Here is a 17,406-nt window from a genome sequence, read left to right on the forward strand (position 1 = left end):
GCTTAACCGAAGAAGCTCTGGCCGTTTTTGGCCATTTCACGCAGCTTCGCAGTCGGGTGGTACAGCGCGCCCAGTTCAGCGTACTGATCAGCCAGGGCCACGAACTCTGCAACACCGACCGAGTCGATGTAACGCAGGGCGCCGCCACGGAATGGAGGGAAACCGATACCGTACACCAGGCCCATGTCGGCCTCGGCTGCGGTTTCAACGATGCCGTCTTCCAGGCAACGCACGGTTTCAAGGCACAGCGGGATCATCATCCAGTTGATGATGTCTTCGTCGGTGACATCGCGCTGTTCATAAACGATCGGCTTGAGCACCTCAAGCACACTTGAGTCCACGATTTTCTTCTGCTTGCCGCGCTTGTCAGCCTCGTAAGCGTAGAAACCCTTACCGTTTTTCTGACCCAGGCGCTTGGCTTCGTACAGTGCATCAATCGCTGAACGACGGTCGTCTTTCATACGGTCCGGAAAACCTTCCGCCATCACGTCGCGACCATGGTGGCCAGTGTCGATGCCGACCACGTCCATCAGGTACGCCGGGCCCATTGGCCAGCCGAATTTTTCCATGACCTTGTCGATGCGCACGAAGTCGACGCCAGCGCTGACCAGCTTGGCGAAGCCGCCGAAGTACGGGAACAGCACACGGTTGACCAAAAAGCCCGGGCAGTCGTTAACGACGATCGGGTTTTTACCCATTTTCTTGGCGTAGGCAACCGTAGTGGCTACGGCCAGATCGCTGGATTTCTCGCCACGAATCACTTCAACCAACGGCATCATGTGCACCGGGTTAAAGAAGTGCATGCCGACGAAGTTTTCCGGACGCTTGAGGGCTTTTGCCAACAGGCTGATGGAAATGGTCGAGGTGTTCGACGCCAGAATGGCATCTTCCTTGACGTGATCTTCAACTTCAGCCAGCACCGCTTGTTTGACCTTCGGGTTTTCAACGACTGCTTCAACCACCAGGTCCACGTGACCGAAATCACCGTAGGACAGAGTAGGACGAATGCCATTGAGCACTTCAGCCATTTTGGCTGGCGTCATACGGCCTTTATCAACGCGGCCCACCAGCAACTTGGCGGCTTCCGCCAACCCTTGCTCGATGCCGTGCTCGTTGATGTCCTTCATCAGGATCGGCGTGCCCTTGGAGGCCGACTGATAGGCAATACCGCCGCCCATGATGCCTGCGCCCAGAACGGCAGCCTGCTTCACGTCTTTGGCGATCTTGTCGTGGATCTTGGCTTTTTTCTTCAGCTCCTGATCATTCAGGAACAACCCGATCAGGCATTGCGATGCTGAGGTTTTAGCCAGTTTTGCAAAACCTGCCGCTTCAACTTCCAGCGCTTTATCGCGACCGAAGTTCGCAGCCTTCTGGATAGTTTTAATCGCTTCAACCGGTGCCGGGTAGTTTGGACCGGCCTGACCGGCCACGAAACCTTTAGCGGTTTCGAATGCCATCATTTGCTCGATGGCGTTCAGCTTGAGCTTCTCAAGTTTTGGCTGACGCTTGGCCTTGTAGTCCAGCTCGCCGCTAATGGCACGCTTGATCAGGTCCAATGCTGCGGCGCCCAGCTTGTCGGCTGTCACTACAGCGTCAACGGCACCGACTTTCAAGGCATCTTCAGCACGGTTTTCTTTGCCGGACGCGATCCACTCAACAGCGTTGTCCACACCAATCAGGCGCGGCAAGCGAACAGTGCCGCCGAAGCCCGGGTAGATGCCGAGTTTGATTTCCGGCAGACCGATTTTTGCGCTGTCGGCCATCACACGGAAATCCGCCGCCAGGCACATTTCCAGACCACCGCCCAGTGCAATACCGTTGATGGCTGCTACGGTTGGAACATTGAGGTCTTCGAAGTCACTGAAGATCTTGTTGGCTTCGAGGTTGCCAGCAATCAGCTCGGCATCCGGCAACTTGAAGTTTTCGACGAATTCGGTGATGTCCGCGCCGACGATAAAGACGTCTTTGCCACTGGAAACAATAACGCCCTTGACCGAAGCATCTGCCTTGATCGCATCGACTGCCTGACGCAATTCGTTCAGGGTTAGACGGTTGAACTTGTTGACGGACTCACCCTTGAGGTCGAACTTCAGTTCGACGATGCCACTTTCAAGAGCCGTAACCGTGATGGCTTTACCTTCGTAAATCATCAACTGATCTCCAGGATATGGAAGCTGAACAGTACACGTCGGACGCTAGCGTCTGGCTGGCAATGACGACACCGTCAATGCTAACGCCAATCCACCAGGCACACCCGCCAACGCGATATTCGGGGTTATGCGAATGCTGCCTGTGTGGCAAACACTCGATTCATACGCCCGTTTGATTTGGGTGTCGACACCTTCACGGAAAAGCGTGCGCTTGTCAATTGTCCGAAACAACGATGACAAAACGACCTGTCAGTCAGTTCCTGGTCGCCTGCGAACGGCAGGCGCTGCTGTCACGCACGCAGGCTCGGGGCAGTTGCCGCCTGCTCAGGCAAGGGCTTTAAGCGTTTCGTCGATCGCCACCAACACCTGCGATTCGCCCTTCTCGCCCCAATACAGCGCAATCATTTGCTTGCCTGCTTCAACCTTGTAAACGTTCGCTGGCAACTTGCGAAACTGCGCCAGCAAGCGCTCGTCTGTACAGACTTCACGCCATTGATTGACCCAGATTCCCGGCGCAGATTGCCAATAACACCACACATCAGGGTCACTGCCGCGCCGCGGACGATGAAACTGCGCGCACGAGCCGGGCGGCTCGGGCTCCAGCCAATGCGGCCATTGCTGAGGCGTCAATTGCATGGCCAACCCCATACGACGCGCCTCCATACGCAGCGCCATACGCCCGCTTTGGCGACGCGAAGGACGCAGCCAGGCAAGCGGACTCAAAATCAGCGCCAGGATTGACACCACTATCCATACCGTCATATGTGTACTCTCACTGCCTTCAAATTAATGCATTGACCCTGACTTGAACCAAGGCTCTGCAAAAGGGCCATACTCATCGCCAATTACTGTTTACAGGAGCGCCTCACATGTCCACACCCAAACCCTACACGCACATTTTGGTTGCCGTAGACCTGACTGAAGAGTGCGACCCGGTGATTTACCGTGCCAGCGCCAGCGCTGAAGCCAACGGCGCGAAGCTGTCCCTGATCCACATCGTCGAACCCATGGCCATGGCCTTTGGGGGCGACGTGCCCATGGACCTGTCGCAGTTGCAGCAGCAACAGTTTGATCAGGCCAAAGAACGCCTCGACCGGCTGATCGATATCTATCCGCAACTCACAAAAGACAACTGCAAGCTGGCGTACGGCCAACCCCGCCAAGAAATCCATGGTTTCGCCAAAGATCATGGCTGCGACCTGATCGTGGTCGGCAGCCACGGCCGCCACGGCCTGGCGCTGCTGCTCGGCTCCACCGCCAATGACGTGCTGCATGGCGCGCCGTGCGACGTATTGGCTGTCAGCCTCAAAAAAACCGATTGAGCACCACCCTCCACAGCAAAAAAGCCCGACCTTTTGATTAAAAAGGCCGGGCTTTTTCAGTTCAGCGACTGCTCAATCAGGCATCCAGCTCAGCCCAACGTTCAACCAGTTGCTCGAGTTCAGCTTGCAACGTTTCGAGCTTGGCAATCACTTCAGCCGTTTGTGCAGCAGGACGCTGATAGAAGCCTGCGTCAGCCATTTCAGCTTCCACGGCAGCAATCGCCTGCTCTTTGGCATCGATCTCGCCAGGGAGCGCTTCCAGTTCGCGCTGCAGCTTGTAGCTCAGCTTCTTTTTCGCCGGAGCAGGGGCCGGAGCAGCCTGAGCTGGCGCTGCGGCGGCCGTGACAACGGCAGAGTTCAGGTCAGCCTTGCCGGATTTGCTTTCAGTCACACCAAGCAAGCGCGGCGAGCCGCCTTGACGCAGCCAGTCCTGATAACCGCCCACGTATTCACGCACCTTGCCTTCGCCTTCAAAGACCAGCGTGCTGGTAACCACGTTGTCGAGGAATGCCCGGTCGTGACTGACCATCAATACCGTGCCCTTGAAGGTCAGCAACACCTCTTCCAGCAGCTCGAGGGTTTCGACGTCGAGGTCGTTGGTCGGCTCATCGAGCACCAGCAGATTGGCAGGCTTGCTGAACAACTTGGCCAGCAGCAAGCGCGCACGCTCGCCGCCTGACAGCGCCTTGACCGGCGTGCGGGCACGCTGCGGGCTGAACAGGAAATCACCCAGGTAGCTCAGGACGTGGCGGCTTTGACCATCGATATCGATAAAGTCGCGACCTTCGGCCACGTTATCGATCACGGTTTTTTCCAGGTCCAACTGGTGACGCAACTGGTCGAAGTACGCCACGTCGATGCGCGTCCCCTCTTCCACCTTGCCGTTGGTAGGCTGCAAGCCGCCCAGCATCAACTTGAGCAGTGTCGTTTTGCCCGTACCGTTGGCGCCCAGCAGACCGATGCGGTCGCCGCGTTGCAACACCATGGAGAAGTCCTTGATCAGGAACGGACCTTCCGGGTGCGCGAAACTGACGTTTTCCAGCACCATCACTTGCTTGCCGGACTTGTCGGCGGTGTCCAGCTGGATGTTGGCCTTACCGGTGCGCTCACGGCGCTCGCTGCGTTCAACACGCAGGGCCTTGAGGGCACGCACACGGCCTTCGTTACGGGTGCGACGCGCCTTGATGCCCTGACGAATCCACACTTCTTCCTGGGCCAGGCGCTTGTCGAACAGCGCGTTTGCGGTTTCTTCCGCCGCCAGGGAGGCTTCCTTGTGGACCAGGAAGCTCGCGTAGTCGCCGTTCCAGTCAATCAGACCGCCACGGTCCAGTTCCAGAATCCGGGTGGCCAGATTTTGCAGGAAGGAACGGTCGTGGGTAATAAACAGCACAGCGCCTTGGAAGTCCTTGAGGGCTTCTTCCAGCCAGGCGATGGCGCCGATATCCAGGTGGTTGGTCGGTTCGTCGAGCAGCAGCAGGTCCGGTTCGGACACCAGTGCTTGCGCCAGCAGAACGCGACGACGCCAGCCGCCGGATAATTCGGCCAGGGTTTTGTCCGCCGGCAATTGCAGGCGGCTCAGGGTGCTGTCGACCAATTGCTGCAAGCGCCAACCATCACGGGCTTCAAGGTCTTGCTGGACGTGCATCAGCTTGTCCAGGTCGGCATCGGTGACGATGTTCTGGCTGAGGTGATGGTACTGAGCCAGCAGCTCGCCCACACCGTCGAGGCCCTCGGCCACAACATCGAACACGGTCCGTCCGTCGGCAACCGGCAACTCTTGCGGCAATTCGCCAATCTTGAGGCCGGGTGCGCGCCAGACAGAGCCGTCGTCAGGCTTTTGATCACCTTTTACCAGCTTCATCATGCTGGACTTGCCGGTGCCGTTGCGGCCGATGATGCACACCCGCTCTCCACGGGCGATCTGCCAGGACACCTTGTCCAACAACGGCGTAGAGCCGAAAGCAAGGGACACATCGCTGAATTTGAGCAGGGTCATGAGCTTCTCCAAAAACTGGGCGCGCATTCTACCTGATTTGCGCCCTCAGGCGGCCGGCTATTTATTGTTGCCCCTGCTCGCAGCTCCATTTAGTCGCAAGTTTCACCGCTGGGCCTGCAAGGCGTTCACGCGCTGCTGGCAAAAGGCTAAGCTACGACTCAATCAGTGCCGGGCCCGCCCTGCACACGCCGCGTTTTTCATCTGTACGGAAGCCCCATGCGCAGTCGTCTCTTCAACTTTTTATCCTGCCTGCTTCTCACCAGTTGCGCCGTGCAAGCCGCACAGGCCGCCGACTTGACCCAACAACGCCAGCTGTACGACGAGGCCAAGCGCGCTTTGGCCAAAGGCGACTCCGGCCCCTATTTCCGAAATGCCGACGCCCTGCGCAGCTATCCGCTGACACCGTACCTGGCGTACGACGAACTCACCGCCCGCTTGAAAAGCGCCAGTAACGCTGAAATTGAGCAGTTCTTGGCGGCGCATGGCGATCTGCCGCAAGCCAACTGGATGAAACTGCGTTGGTTGCGCTGGCTGGCTGATCGCGGCGACTGGGCGACCTTTGCCAAATATTACGACCCCAAGCTCAACTTCACCGAGCTTGACTGCCTTAATGGCCAGTACCAACTGGCGCACAACCAGAAGGCCGAAGGCTACGCCAGCGCGGAAAAACTCTGGCTGGTGGGCAAAGCACAACCGGCGGCATGCGACGCCCTGTTCAGCCAGTGGGCCGCTGAAGGTCAACTGACCGAACAAAAGCGGTGGCAGCGCGTGAAGTTGGCGGCTGAAGCACGCAATTACGGCTTGGCCACGACACTGGCCAATGGCCTCAACACGCTGGGCCCACAAGCCAAAGTGATGATTGACGTGGCGCAAAAGCCTGATCTTCTCAGTCAACCCTCGCGTTTTCTGCCCGCCAGTGAAGCCATGTCTGATGCCGTGGGACTGGGCCTGCGTCGTTTAGCGCGACAGGACCCTGAAAAAGCGGCAGCACTGCTCGATACATACGCCACCAACATGCACTTCTCGCGGGATGAAAAGGTCGCCATCGCCCGTGAGATTGGTCTGACGTTCGCCCGCCGGTATGACAGCCGTGGCCTGGACATCATGACTAAATATGACCCCGAGCTGCGCGACAACACCGTCACCGAATGGCGCCTGCGCCTGCTGTTGCGCCTGGCTCGCTGGGAAGATGCCTATCAACTGACCCGCCAATTGCCGCAGGACTTGGCGACCAGCAACCGCTGGCGTTACTGGCAGGCGCGCAGCCTGGAGCTGGCCGAACCGAAAAATCCGCAAGCGCAGGTGCTGTTCAAAAATGTCGCCCGCGAACGTGATTTCTACGGCTTCCTGGCAGCCGATCGGGCGCAGACCCCTTATCAGCTCAACAACAAACCGCTCGTGCTCAGCCCGCAACTGATCAACAAAGTGCGCAACACACCCGGCGTGCAGCGTGCACTCGAGTTCCATGACCGCGGGCAAATCGTGGATGGCCGTCGAGAGTGGTATTACGTAAGTCGTCACTTCAACCGCGACGAAATGGTGGCGCAAGCTAAATTAGCCTACGACCGCAAATGGTATTTCCCGGCCATCCGCACCATCAGTCAGGCTCAGTACTGGGACGATCTGGACATCCGCTTTCCGATGGCGCACCGCGACACACTGGTGCGCGAGGCCAAAGTGCGCGGTTTGCATTCAAGTTGGGTGTTCGCCATTACCCGTCAGGAAAGTGCTTTTATGGATGACGCACGTTCCGGCGTAGGCGCGAGCGGTTTGATGCAATTGATGCCGGCCACAGCCAAAGAAACTGCCAGAAAATTCAGCATTCCGCTGGCATCGCCCCAACAAGTGCTGAACCCGGACAAGAACATCCAACTGGGTGCAGCCTACCTGAGTCAGGTGCATGGCCAGTTCAACGGCAACCGGGTATTGGCTTCAGCGGCATATAACGCAGGGCCGGGGCGTGTTCGCCAATGGCTACGGGGCGCCAACCACCTGGGCTTCGACGTGTGGATTGAAAGTATTCCCTTCGACGAAACCCGCCAATACGTGCAGAACGTTTTGTCGTACTCGGTGATCTACGGCCAGAAACTCAACGTGCCTCAACCTCTGGTGGACTGGCATGAGCGGTATTTTGACGATCAGTGATCGTGGGTAACACCTTGCAGGTGCGCGCGCACCTGCAAGTGCCGCGCTTTATTCCAGCACGGTGACCGGCATGCCGACTTCCAGCAGGCCATGGCTGTCGTTCACCAGGTTCTGCCCAAACATCGTGCCGCCTTCCTGCTTGCGGTAGCTCATCAGGGTTTGCAACGGCTCACGCTGCTCGTCACGCACGCCGGTCTGGGGATCGATAGTGGTCAGGATGCAACGCGAGCATGACTTGACCACGCGAAACTCCACCTCGCCAATGCGCACCCGTTTCCAACCATCTTCGGCAAACGCTTCACTGCCGGACACCACGAGGTTGGGGCGAAAACGCAGCATCTCTAACGTTCGATTGACCTTGTGTGAAAGGTCGTCGAGCGATGCCTGACCTATGAGCAACAACGGGTAACCATCGGCGAACGCCACTTTGTCATCATCGCGGCCATAACCGGCTTCGGTGGTCCGCGCTCGCTCCAGCGGCACATGCACCAGTCGCACGCTCTGGTTGATAAAGCGGCTCAACCACTGCGCCGCCTCGTCGCCTGCATCGGGCACACGCAACGTATCGCGCCAGATGGTCACACCGCGCAGGTCACTGCCGGCCTGCGGCAACGGCACGTCCAGCGCCTCAAAACCTTCGGTCGTCAACGTCAGGCCGCCATTGGCATTCCACAAGGCAGAGAGTTGGCTCATCTGCGGGTGGGAGCGCTGGGTCAAAAAGCGCCCGGAGGCTTCATCCACCAGCATCCAGCGTCGATCACCCTCCACACCCAGTTTGTCCAGGCGCACCTGAGACAAGCTTTCGCCTTTGCCGGACTTGAGCGGGAATCGGTAAATCGAACTTAGATGCAGCATGGATCAGCTCCCTGCGGATTAAAAACGCCACAGTATACGAGCCGATCCCGCGTGCAAAGAATCAGGCAGGTACTTGATCCAGCATCAGGCGCTGGCGCACCACATCCACCAGTTTGTCCGGCTGGAATTTGGACAGGAAATTGTCACAGCCAACCTTCTTGACCATGGATTCGTTGAAGCTGCCCGACAGCGAGGTGTGGAGCACCACGTACAGCCCCCGCAGGCGCGGATCGTTACGAATTTCGGTGGTCAGGCGATAACCATCCATCTCGGGCATTTCGGCATCGGTAAAGATCATCAACAGTTTGTCGGTCATGACCTGCCCGGCGTCTGCCCACCCCTTGAGCATGTTCAGTGCCTTGAGACCATCGCTGGCCACGTGCATCTTGACCCCCAACTGCGAAAGGGTTTCGCGCAGTTGAGACAGGGCGACTTTCGAGTCATCGACCAACAGCACTTCCCGGCCACGCGCATGCTCCAGGATCGGGTCTTCGAGCTTCTCGCGCGAGACCTTGGCGCTGTACGGCACGATCTCCGCCAGCACTTTCTCAACGTCAATGATCTCGACCAGTTGCTCATCGACCTTACTGATGGCCGTCAAGTAATGCTGGCGACCGGCGCTGGTGGGCGGGGGCAATATGGCTTCCCAGTTCATGTTGACGATGCGGTCCACTCCGCCCACCAGAAATGCCTGAACCGAACGGTTGTACTCGGTCACGATGATCGTACTGTCAGGGCCAGGCACCAGAGGGCGCATGCCGATGGCCTGCGACAAGTCAATCACTGGCAGGGTTTGGCCACGCAGATTCACCACACCACACACAAACGGGTGTCGCTGCGGCATCAAGGTCAATTTGGGTAATTGCAGAACCTCTTGCACCTTGAACACGTTGATCGCGAACAGCTGCCGACCCGCCAGACGGAACATGAGAATTTCCAGTCGGTTTTCACCGACCAACTGGGTGCGCTGGTCTACCGCGTCGAGAATGCCGGCCATGAATAACTCCTGGGCGTGGGTACTGAATGTCTAGCGTTATCGGCAGAAAAAACGCGAGCTTGACCCCCTGCGAAAATCTGCCTCATAAAAGTGGTGGCACTTTAACATCATCCAGTGCCATTATCGGTTTCGTCTTTCGTCCGACCTCCCCTCGCAACTCTCCCCCTTGCTTCCCCCTAAGGGATTCCCTGAGCAGTGCTCAGGAGCGACCTGATATTCGTGCTATTCGATTGCCATTATTGTGACCCCCTTCGCATTATATGAATCACCGCAGGAACTTTTTATTACTGAAACAGCGCTGTCTTGTGCCGGGTTTTACATATCTGCACACAACGCTTTAAAACTTTCTATGTGAACGCACCCATTACTCACACCCAAAAAGTTGCACTTAAAGTCACCCAAAACGCTGATCCAGTTGCCATGCTCATTGAGGGCTTTTGCACGATGAGCCCGGACATTACTTAAAAGGCGTTCCAGAAGAGTGAGAATAAGCATGTTCAATGGCAATGACCGGCCATTAGCGCTAGCCGACTTTTTAATCGAAGCCCAGGTGTTATTGACCACCGCAGAAGAATGCCTGACCCACTTGCGATTGATTCACAATGACGAGGACGCGATCGACTGCATGGTCAATACCCTCTCCAGGCTGGAGAAGCGTGCCAAAGCATTGACCATTGCCCCCATTGCGGGCTTTTGCCGAACCCTGCGCACCCTGCTCAGGCAGGCAAGAAACCTGGGTACCCTGCACGACCAAGCGGTTGAAATCCTCAAAGACTGCTTTAGCCTGCTGGCATGGCAGGTTGAACTGATAGACCCCACTACAGGCCAACTGAGCCTCGATGACAGTGAGCAAGAGATGCTGATCACGTCGTTCACCGAACAGGTCGAAGCCATGCGAACGGCCCCGCCGCCACTCGGTTAGCCTCGCATCCCCGATGCCTTATCCCGGTCCACGTCTTCAATGACGCATTAAAACGTCCTGCGCCGTGAATACATTACATGTCGACTATCCTGTAAGTTAATTCTGATATCAGACTGTCAGCGCGGTTCAGGCGTTTGCATCTAAGGGCCAACTAAGCTATCGACTTATTTCCTATTTAAGCGCACAGGCAAAACCTGTAATGCGCAACTAACCATGCTGTGCAAAATGCCATTTAACCCATGTCAAAGGCGACCCGCTTTAAATGAAGTGATACCATGCGCGCCGATCGTTAAGCCGAACGCCTGTGTGTAAATCCGTTCAGGCTTGGCATCAGCCATGAACGTTGATCCCGTTAACTCTTTACCTGCCAGCCACCTGCCAGGTCCTTCAGCGAACACCTTTGGCTCCACACGCTATGCACGCCAGCCTCAAGTCATTCAAGCCTTTGTACCCTACGGGTAAAACCGCTCGCCGGCTGACGGCAGCGCTTTGTCTTTGCTCTGCACTCTCAAGCATCGTCGCCTACTGGGCGTGCGACTCCTTGCCCACCGTTTTAATGCTGCTCGACCTGACCACCCTGGCCAGCATCTGGTGGCTGCACCGGGACTCGCGCAACGCCATCACACTGCAACCCAAGGAACTGGCGGCCCGCATGATTGAGGTACAGGAAAGCGAACGCCAACACTTGAGCCGCGAACTGCATGATGACATTGGCCAACTGCTGACAGCTGCCACCCTGCAAACCCGTTGGTTGCAACGCCGCGCACCCGAAGACTTGCAGGCGCACTGCCTGAGCCTGTGCACGTTGCTTGAAGAAACCCTGGCCAAGGTGCGCGATGTTTCAGCCGCGTTTAACCCAACGCAAATTGCCAGCCTCGGCCTCGACGTCAGCCTGCGGGCACACTTGATGAAAACCCTCGAAAACGCATCGCTTCGCTGGACCTTCGAGTGCCACCCGCGTTTGGGCGATATTCAGGAAGACATGGCCGTGGTTATCTTTCGCGTCACCCAGGAGTCCGTCACCAATGTGCTGCGTCATGCCAGGGCCAGCAACCTGCTGGTGCAACTGCGGCGCCAGGCGGACGGCCTGCATTTGAGCGTGCGCGATGATGGCGTCGGCTTCGTCCCCGCCAGCGACCCCAGACAGGCCGGGCAACGGGGCATGGCCGGTATGCTTGAGCGGGTCGAGCAGTTGAATGGCAGCATCAGCGTCATCAGTGAACCCGGCGCCGGGACGCATACCGAAGTCCTGTTGCCCTGGCCCCGGCGCACTCATCCACGTGCACAGTTGGGCCAAACCTCATGACGTGCAATCTGCTGCTGGTGGATGACCACCTGTTGATTCGGGCCGGGGTCAAGGCACTGGTCAATGACTTGCCGGGCTACGCGGTGATTGGCGAAGTTGAAGATGGCGGGCAGTTGGTTGAGGCGGCCGAACGACTTCAACCGGACATCATTCTGCTGGACTTGTCGATGCGCCATACCGGCGGCCTGGAAGCCTTGCGTCAGCTCAAAGCGGTTATGCCGCGCTGCAAAGTGCTGATCCTGTCGATGCACACCGACCCGTCCCTGATCATGCAAACCCTCGAAAGCGGCGCCCACGGCTACTTGCTCAAGGACACCAGCGCCGTGGAGCTGGAACAGGCCTTGGGCGCACTGCGCAACAACGAGCGTTACCTGAGCCCGGCCATCGCCCATACCGTGATCAATCAGGCGCTCAACCGCGGCCCAGCCCCCTGCACGACGCAGGCCAGGCAGCACAACTTGACCGAACGCCAACTGGAGATCCTGCGCCTGATCGTGCGCGGCAAGTCCACCCGCGAAATTGCGTGCGGGCTCGGCCTGAGCATCAAAACCGTCGAAACCCATCGCGCTCAGGTCATGAAGCGCCTGCACATCCATGACGTTGCCGGGCTTGTGCTGTTTGCCGTACGCGAGCAAATCATCAGCCTTGACGACTGACCAGCGGTGAGCCTTCGGGCAAATGCACCTGCAAAACGCCCTTGCGCACAGAGAACCGGCTCGCTTCCTGCGCCATCGGCTCACCGTCGAGGTTGATGGACAGCCCTTGCGCGGACTTGATTTCCACCCAGGGCAGGCGCGCGCGCACAAACAGGTTGTCCATGCCCCAGCCACCTTCCATCAGGCCCTTGAGGGTGCCAACCACTTCTTGCGGCGCAGGCAGGATGCTGATGTCCAGCAGCCCGTCATCGGCCACCGCCGACGGACACAGTTCATGCCCGCCCCCGGCCTGACGGCCGTTGCCAATGCCCAACGCCAGCAGATCGCCTTTCCAGTGAAAATCGGGGCCCTGCAACTCAGCATAGGCGGCGTGCAACTCACTGAAACGCGTCAGACCGGTAAACAGGTACGCTGCTCCGCCCAAAACCTTTTTCAAGTCCTCGGACGTGTTGGCCGTCACCTGACTGCCAAAGCCGCCCGTGGCCATGTTCAAAAACAGCTCGCCGTCAGCATCGCCCAAGTCAATGCTGCGGGCCGGGGCATCGAGCAGCGCCAGCGCTTGGGCCGGGTCCAGAGGTACGCCAGCGGCCCGCGCGAAGTCGTTGGCGGTGCCCAAAGGCAGCAACACCAGACTGGCCCGGGCATCCGCCTGAGCCATGGCCTCGGCAATATCACGCAGGGTGCCGTCTCCGCCCCCTGCGATCAGGTGGGTGTAACCGGCGGCCAGCGCTTCATGCACCAAACGCTGCGCATCCCCGGCTTCCCACGTGAGCCGCACCGCAAGGTCCCAGCCCTGCATCCGCTGGTGTTCAACCGCAGCACGCACGTCTTCATTGAGTGCCTGCTTGCCATGCAAGATTAAAAAGGCCTTTGCTGCGCTCATTCATCGTCCCTCAAACAGTGAGTCTGGGTGTTGGACAACAGCCAAATGAAAATGGCCTGTTGTTTTTTTTGCTGCTTCAAGCTCGATCCATCGGGCCCAAAACGCAGCCGGAAAGCGGATCCAAAAATTCGATTCGCAACAACCTGTTTCATGTCCTTTACTACAGACCATTAGCAAAGCAAACCCGCACAGAGGCTGCTAACAGCCCGAAAACACGGGCCTGCACCCAATCAAGCACACAAAAAAATATCGCGTCTACACTGCAGTGTCAGACGCAGAACGCCAAATAAATAGTCATAAAACCCTCTATGGCGACTTCCGTATCTAGCCGTCATTTGGCGTTAAGCAGCATGGATGAACGACATTGCTTTGCAGTCCGCGCCTTTTCTAGGGGTAGCGATTAAGAAGGGATCCTTATGCGCTTGCAGCCCGTTGACAGCTTGTCCCTTACCCGCCCGAGCATGGTCGAGTACTTCTTGTTCGCCATCCGCGTGGTACACGGCATTACCGCCATCCTGCCCGGTTTGTTGCTGCTGTTTTATTTGCGCGAACAACACCCGGAAACCACCAACAGTTACTTCGCCGTACTGATATTTTTCGGGGTGGTCAGCGTGCTGTTTTTCCAGGCGCTGGGGGTCTATGCCGAAAACATCTTCAGCAACCGCTGGCGCCTGCAACTCACCCTGTTCGCCTGGTCGGCGGCGTTTTGCCTGTTGCTGTTCATGCACCGCGCGCTGGACTTGTTCAACTACATCAGCAACGCCGAATTACTGGTCTGGTACCTCGGCAGCCTGCTGTTGTTTGGTGTCGAGCGGATGATTTTGCTGACCCTGTTCAAGCGCCTGATGAGCCGCGGGATCTTTCTGCAACAAGCAGTCATTTTGGGCGCCACCGAAAACGGTGTACGCCTGGCCGAATACCTGGCCCAGCATCAAGACATCCGCTCCGGCGTGATCGGTTTCATTGATGACCGGATGGCACGCCTGCCCGACACCGTGGCTCACCTGCCTGTGCTCGGCAATACCCAGGACCTGGAAAAAATGATCCGCGAAGAGCGCGTCACGCAGATTCTGGTGGCGCTGCCGTGGTCGGCGGAAAACCGCCTGGACTACATCATTCGCAACCTGCGCAAATTCCCGGTGAACGTACTGCTGGTGCCCGACATGATTGCCTTTCGCCATGCCCACAATCGCATCAGCGAGGTGGCCAACCTGCCGATGTTCAACGCCTCCGAAGTGCCTTTACGCGGATGGTCGCCCGTGTTCAAACGCATTGAAGACATGGTGCTGTCGAGCCTCGCACTGATCGTACTGTCCCCGGTGATGCTGCTGGTGGCACTGGCGATCAAGCTCGACTCGCCGGGGCCGGTGCTGTTCCGGCAAAAGCGTTATGGCTACAACAACCGGTTGATCGAAGTATTCAAGTTTCGCTCGATGTACCAGAACCAGTCAGACTTCACCGCCGACAAGCAAACGACCCGGGGCGATCCGCGTGTCACCCGCGTCGGGCGTTTTATCCGCAAGACCAGCCTTGATGAACTCCCGCAATTGTTCAACGTTTTCGCCGGCAGCATGTCCATGGTCGGCCCGCGCCCGCATGCTACGGCAACCAAGGCCGCCGGCATTCTGTTCGAAGAAGCGGTGCAGGAATACACCTCGCGTCATCGGGTCAAGCCCGGCATTACGGGCTGGGCGCAAATCAATGGTTACCGGGGCGAAACAGACACCCTGGAAAAGATCGAAAAACGTGTCGAGTTCGACCTCGAATACATCGAAAACTGGTCGGTCTGGTTCGACCTGTACATCCTGTTCCGCACAGTTCCGGCGGTGCTCCTGACTAAAGAGGCGTTCTGAATGAGCCTACTCATTCCTTGCATAATCGCCGGCGGCGCCGGTACGCGACTGTGGCCTGTTTCGCGCGAGGCCATGCCCAAACCGTTCATGCGCTTGCCCGACGGTGAAAGCCTGCTGCAAAAGACCTTCCGCCGTGCCTGCGGCTTGCGCGATGTGGGGCAAGTGCTGACCGTGACCAACCGCGAGGTGTTTTTCCGCACCCTCGACGACTACCGGCACATGAACAAAGGCGGGGTCGAGCTGGATTTCATCCTCGAACCCTTTGGCCGTAACACCGCGCCCGCGATTGCCGCGGCGGCCCTGCACGTGGCGCAACGTTATGGCCAAGACGCTCAGTTGTTGGTGCTCCCCGCCGATCACCTGATCCGCGACATCGACGCCTTCGCCAACGCGGTGGACAGTGCGCGCCAATTGGCCGATGAGGGCTGGCTGGTGACCTTTGGCATTCTGCCGACCAAGGCGGAAACCGGGTTCGGTTACATCGAGAAAGGCCCCGCGCTGAACAGTGACGCCTATGAAGTCGCGCGCTTTGTGGAAAAACCCGATGCCACCACCGCGCAACAGTATCTGGACGGCGGCCTGCACCTGTGGAATGGCGGCATGTTCTGCATGCGCGTGGACAGCGTGCTGCGCGAGTTCAAAGCCTACGCCCCGCACGTGCTGACGGCGGTCAGCCACTGCCTGGAACACAGCCAGGTGTTTCAGGGCAAACAGGAAATCCATCTCGAACTGGACAGCAGCACCTTCGCCCAGGTCCCGGACATCTCCATCGACTATGCGTTGATGGAACGCTCGAAGAAAGTCGCCGTGGTCCCCTGCAATCTGGGCTGGAGTGACATCGGCTCATGGGAGGCGGTGCGCGAACTCAGCCCGGCAGACGCCAATGGCAATCAGTGCAACGGCGAAAACGTGCTGCATGACGTACACAACTGCTACATCGATTCGCCCAAGCGTCTGGTGGGCGGGGTCGGGCTCAATAACCTGATCATCATCGACACCCCGGACGCCCTGCTGATCGCTGACGCCAGCCGCAGTCAGGACGTCAAATACATCGCCCAGACCCTCAAGCTTCAGGGCCATGACGCGTATCGCCTGCACCGCACGGTGACCCGCCCGTGGGGCACCTACACCGTGCTCGAAGAGGGACGCCGCTTCAAAATCAAACGCATCGTGGTCAAGCCGCAGGGCACCTTGTCCCTGCAAATGCACCACCACCGCAGTGAACACTGGATCGTAGTCAGCGGCATGGCCAGGGTCACCAATGGCGACGACGAGTTTCTGCTCGACACCAACGAATCCACATTTATCAAACCCGGTAAAACCCATCGCCTGCTCAACCCCGGGGTGGTTGATCTGGTGATGATCGAAGTGCAAAGCGGCGAGTACTTGGGAGAGGACGACATCGTACGCTTTACTGACATATACGGGCGCGTCCCGGTCGATGCCAGCACGCATTAAACACCGTTTTCCATTTGTCCCAGCCCCGCAAGAGGGCTGTGACCCTGCATGCCAGGAAGCGCGAATAATGAAAAAAATCCTGTTGCTGTTGAGTGTTGTTTTGCTGAGTGCGTGCGGTTTGCCGTCCAAAGTGACGCTACCGGACGATGCTGTTTTGCGTGAAGGCCACCGCGCCGGACAGGCCCTGGCCGGAAAACCCCTCCCCCTTGAACGCATACGCGCCGGCGACACCCTGCGCATTGTGCGCAACACCGGTGAAGCGCCGTCGATTTCGGCGTTTACCGCCAACTCGATCTACGAATTGACCTTGTTCAATGTGCGCACCGACGGCACGTTTTCTTATCCCTATATTGGCAGCGTCAAGGCGGCGGGCATGACCCCCGACCAACTGACGGCCGTGCTGGAGAAGAAACTGACCCACGTCTATCAAGACCCGTCACTGACCATCAACTTCTCGCAAACCCCGAGCAACACCGTTTATGTGGGCGGCGCGGTGCAAAACCCGGCCACCCTGCAAGTCAACATCGCCACCACGCTGGAACAGGCCATCGTCGGTGCCGGGGGCGTGTTGCCGGTGGGCGACAGCAACAACGTGGCGCTGCTGCGTCAGGAAGACGACGGGCGCTACAACACGTATTTCTTCGATTACAAAAACTCCATCGCGCGGGGCAACAGTCAGCAGGCACCTGTTTTGCTGCAGCGCGGCGACGTTGTGTTTGTGCCCAAGTCCTCCGTGGGCAATGGCATCGAGTGGGTCGATCTTTACCTCAACCAATTGATTCCGTTTACCAAATCAATTGGCATTGGGGCGTCCTACGAACTGCGTAAAAACGACAATAACTAATCGCCAAAGGACTGCAGAC

14 protein-coding genes are annotated in these 17,406 nt (G+C 58.1%); 8 read left to right on the plus strand and 6 right to left on the minus strand.

The annotated features are described in order from the left end of the window. Positions 1–2: 2 nt before the first annotated feature. The gene (gene fadB / locus HBN68_RS18830; protein WP_169965736.1) at positions 3–2,150 is read right to left on the minus strand and encodes a fatty acid oxidation complex subunit alpha FadB; all 2,148 of its coding nucleotides are present in this window, start codon (positions 2,148–2,150) and stop codon (positions 3–5) included. Positions 2,151–2,474: 324 nt separating this feature from the next. Beyond that, a complete protein-coding gene (locus HBN68_RS18835) occupies positions 2,475–2,912 on the minus strand; it encodes a hypothetical protein (RefSeq protein ID WP_094994775.1) in 438 nt (145 codons plus the stop codon). Positions 2,913–3,019: 107 nt separating this feature from the next. Here HBN68_RS18835 and HBN68_RS18840 point away from each other — a divergent pair, with 107 nt between their 5' ends. Then, complete coding sequence (locus tag HBN68_RS18840) at positions 3,020–3,472, plus strand: universal stress protein (protein WP_094994776.1); 453 nt, start codon at positions 3,020–3,022, stop codon at positions 3,470–3,472. 76 nt (positions 3,473–3,548) lie between these two features. On the opposite strand, the gene HBN68_RS18845 is transcribed toward HBN68_RS18840, so the two are convergent. Then, the gene (locus HBN68_RS18845) at positions 3,549–5,468 is read right to left on the minus strand and encodes an ATP-binding cassette domain-containing protein (protein ID WP_094994777.1); all 1,920 of its coding nucleotides are present in this window, start codon (positions 5,466–5,468) and stop codon (positions 3,549–3,551) included. Positions 5,469–5,684: 216 nt separating this feature from the next. Between HBN68_RS18845 and HBN68_RS18850 the strand changes: the two genes are divergently transcribed. Continuing rightward, positions 5,685–7,613, plus strand: a complete 1,929-nt coding sequence (locus tag HBN68_RS18850) for a transglycosylase SLT domain-containing protein (protein ID WP_094994778.1) — start codon at positions 5,685–5,687, stop codon at positions 7,611–7,613. 48 nt (positions 7,614–7,661) lie between these two features. Here the strand turns inward: HBN68_RS18850 and HBN68_RS18855 are convergent, their stop codons facing one another. Then, positions 7,662–8,468 carry an MOSC domain-containing protein gene (locus HBN68_RS18855; protein WP_169965738.1) on the minus strand — a complete coding sequence of 269 codons (807 nt, stop codon included), beginning with the start codon at positions 8,466–8,468 and terminating at the stop codon, positions 7,662–7,664. Between the two features lie 61 nt (positions 8,469–8,529). After that, entirely contained in the window at positions 8,530–9,465 is a 936-nt protein-coding gene (locus HBN68_RS18860; RefSeq protein WP_094994780.1) for a chemotaxis protein CheV, read from the minus strand. Between the two features lie 493 nt (positions 9,466–9,958). On the opposite strand from HBN68_RS18860, the gene HBN68_RS18865 reads away from it, so the two are divergent. The 3 genes from HBN68_RS18865 to HBN68_RS18875 all read left to right on the plus strand — a co-directional run bounded on the left by HBN68_RS18865 (position 9,959) and on the right by HBN68_RS18875 (position 12,349). Further along, on the plus strand, positions 9,959–10,387 hold the full coding sequence (locus tag HBN68_RS18865) for a hypothetical protein (RefSeq protein WP_094994781.1): 429 nt from the start codon (positions 9,959–9,961) through the stop codon (positions 10,385–10,387). Positions 10,388–10,802: 415 nt separating this feature from the next. Next, positions 10,803–11,693, plus strand: a complete 891-nt coding sequence (locus tag HBN68_RS18870; RefSeq protein ID WP_094995036.1) for a sensor histidine kinase — start codon at positions 10,803–10,805, stop codon at positions 11,691–11,693. Beyond that, on the plus strand, positions 11,690–12,349 hold the full coding sequence (locus HBN68_RS18875; RefSeq protein WP_094995035.1) for a response regulator transcription factor: 660 nt from the start codon (positions 11,690–11,692) through the stop codon (positions 12,347–12,349). The genes HBN68_RS18870 and HBN68_RS18875 overlap by 4 nt, the downstream gene beginning before the upstream one ends. Here the strand turns inward: HBN68_RS18875 and yegS are convergent. Further along, entirely contained in the window at positions 12,333–13,232 is a 900-nt protein-coding gene (gene yegS, locus HBN68_RS18880; RefSeq protein WP_169965740.1) for a lipid kinase YegS, read from the minus strand. The genes HBN68_RS18875 and yegS overlap by 17 nt on opposite strands. A 416-nt stretch (positions 13,233–13,648) precedes the next feature. Between yegS and HBN68_RS18885 the strand changes: the two genes are divergently transcribed. From HBN68_RS18885 to HBN68_RS18895, 3 genes are all read left to right on the plus strand, one after another. After that, a complete protein-coding gene (locus tag HBN68_RS18885) occupies positions 13,649–15,085 on the plus strand; it encodes an undecaprenyl-phosphate glucose phosphotransferase (protein ID WP_169965742.1) in 1,437 nt (478 codons plus the stop codon). Beyond that, positions 15,086–16,543, plus strand: coding sequence for a mannose-1-phosphate guanylyltransferase/mannose-6-phosphate isomerase (locus HBN68_RS18890; protein ID WP_094995033.1), 1,458 nt, complete (start codon positions 15,086–15,088; stop codon positions 16,541–16,543). It begins immediately after the preceding gene. 67 nt (positions 16,544–16,610) lie between these two features. Next, complete coding sequence (locus tag HBN68_RS18895) at positions 16,611–17,387, plus strand: polysaccharide biosynthesis/export family protein (RefSeq protein ID WP_094995032.1); 777 nt, start codon at positions 16,611–16,613, stop codon at positions 17,385–17,387. Positions 17,388–17,406: the final 19 nt, after the last annotated feature.

Source organism: Pseudomonas sp. WS 5078 (genome assembly GCF_012985745.1).
Lineage (GTDB): Bacteria > Pseudomonadota > Gammaproteobacteria > Pseudomonadales > Pseudomonadaceae > Aquipseudomonas > Aquipseudomonas lundensis_A.

Excerpts from the sequence above, each read along its gene's own strand:
- fadB (WP_169965736.1), bottom strand. The coding sequence starts at position 2,150 with ATGATTTACGAAGGTAAAGCCATCACGGTTACGGCTCTTGAAAGTGGC.
- HBN68_RS18835 (WP_094994775.1), bottom strand. The coding sequence starts at position 2,912 with ATGACGGTATGGATAGTGGTGTCAATCCTGGCGCTGATTTTGAGTCCG.
- HBN68_RS18840 (WP_094994776.1), top strand. The coding sequence starts at position 3,020 with ATGTCCACACCCAAACCCTACACGCACATTTTGGTTGCCGTAGACCTG.
- HBN68_RS18845 (WP_094994777.1), bottom strand. The coding sequence starts at position 5,468 with ATGACCCTGCTCAAATTCAGCGATGTGTCCCTTGCTTTCGGCTCTACG.
- HBN68_RS18850 (WP_094994778.1), top strand. The coding sequence starts at position 5,685 with ATGCGCAGTCGTCTCTTCAACTTTTTATCCTGCCTGCTTCTCACCAGT.
- HBN68_RS18855 (WP_169965738.1), bottom strand. The coding sequence starts at position 8,468 with ATGCTGCATCTAAGTTCGATTTACCGATTCCCGCTCAAGTCCGGCAAA.
- HBN68_RS18860 (WP_094994780.1), bottom strand. The coding sequence starts at position 9,465 with ATGGCCGGCATTCTCGACGCGGTAGACCAGCGCACCCAGTTGGTCGGT.
- HBN68_RS18865 (WP_094994781.1), top strand. The coding sequence starts at position 9,959 with ATGTTCAATGGCAATGACCGGCCATTAGCGCTAGCCGACTTTTTAATC.
- HBN68_RS18870 (WP_094995036.1), top strand. The coding sequence starts at position 10,803 with ATGCACGCCAGCCTCAAGTCATTCAAGCCTTTGTACCCTACGGGTAAA.
- HBN68_RS18875 (WP_094995035.1), top strand. The coding sequence starts at position 11,690 with ATGACGTGCAATCTGCTGCTGGTGGATGACCACCTGTTGATTCGGGCC.
- yegS (WP_169965740.1), bottom strand. The coding sequence starts at position 13,232 with ATGAGCGCAGCAAAGGCCTTTTTAATCTTGCATGGCAAGCAGGCACTC.
- HBN68_RS18885 (WP_169965742.1), top strand. The coding sequence starts at position 13,649 with ATGCGCTTGCAGCCCGTTGACAGCTTGTCCCTTACCCGCCCGAGCATG.
- HBN68_RS18890 (WP_094995033.1), top strand. The coding sequence starts at position 15,086 with ATGAGCCTACTCATTCCTTGCATAATCGCCGGCGGCGCCGGTACGCGA.
- HBN68_RS18895 (WP_094995032.1), top strand. The coding sequence starts at position 16,611 with ATGAAAAAAATCCTGTTGCTGTTGAGTGTTGTTTTGCTGAGTGCGTGC.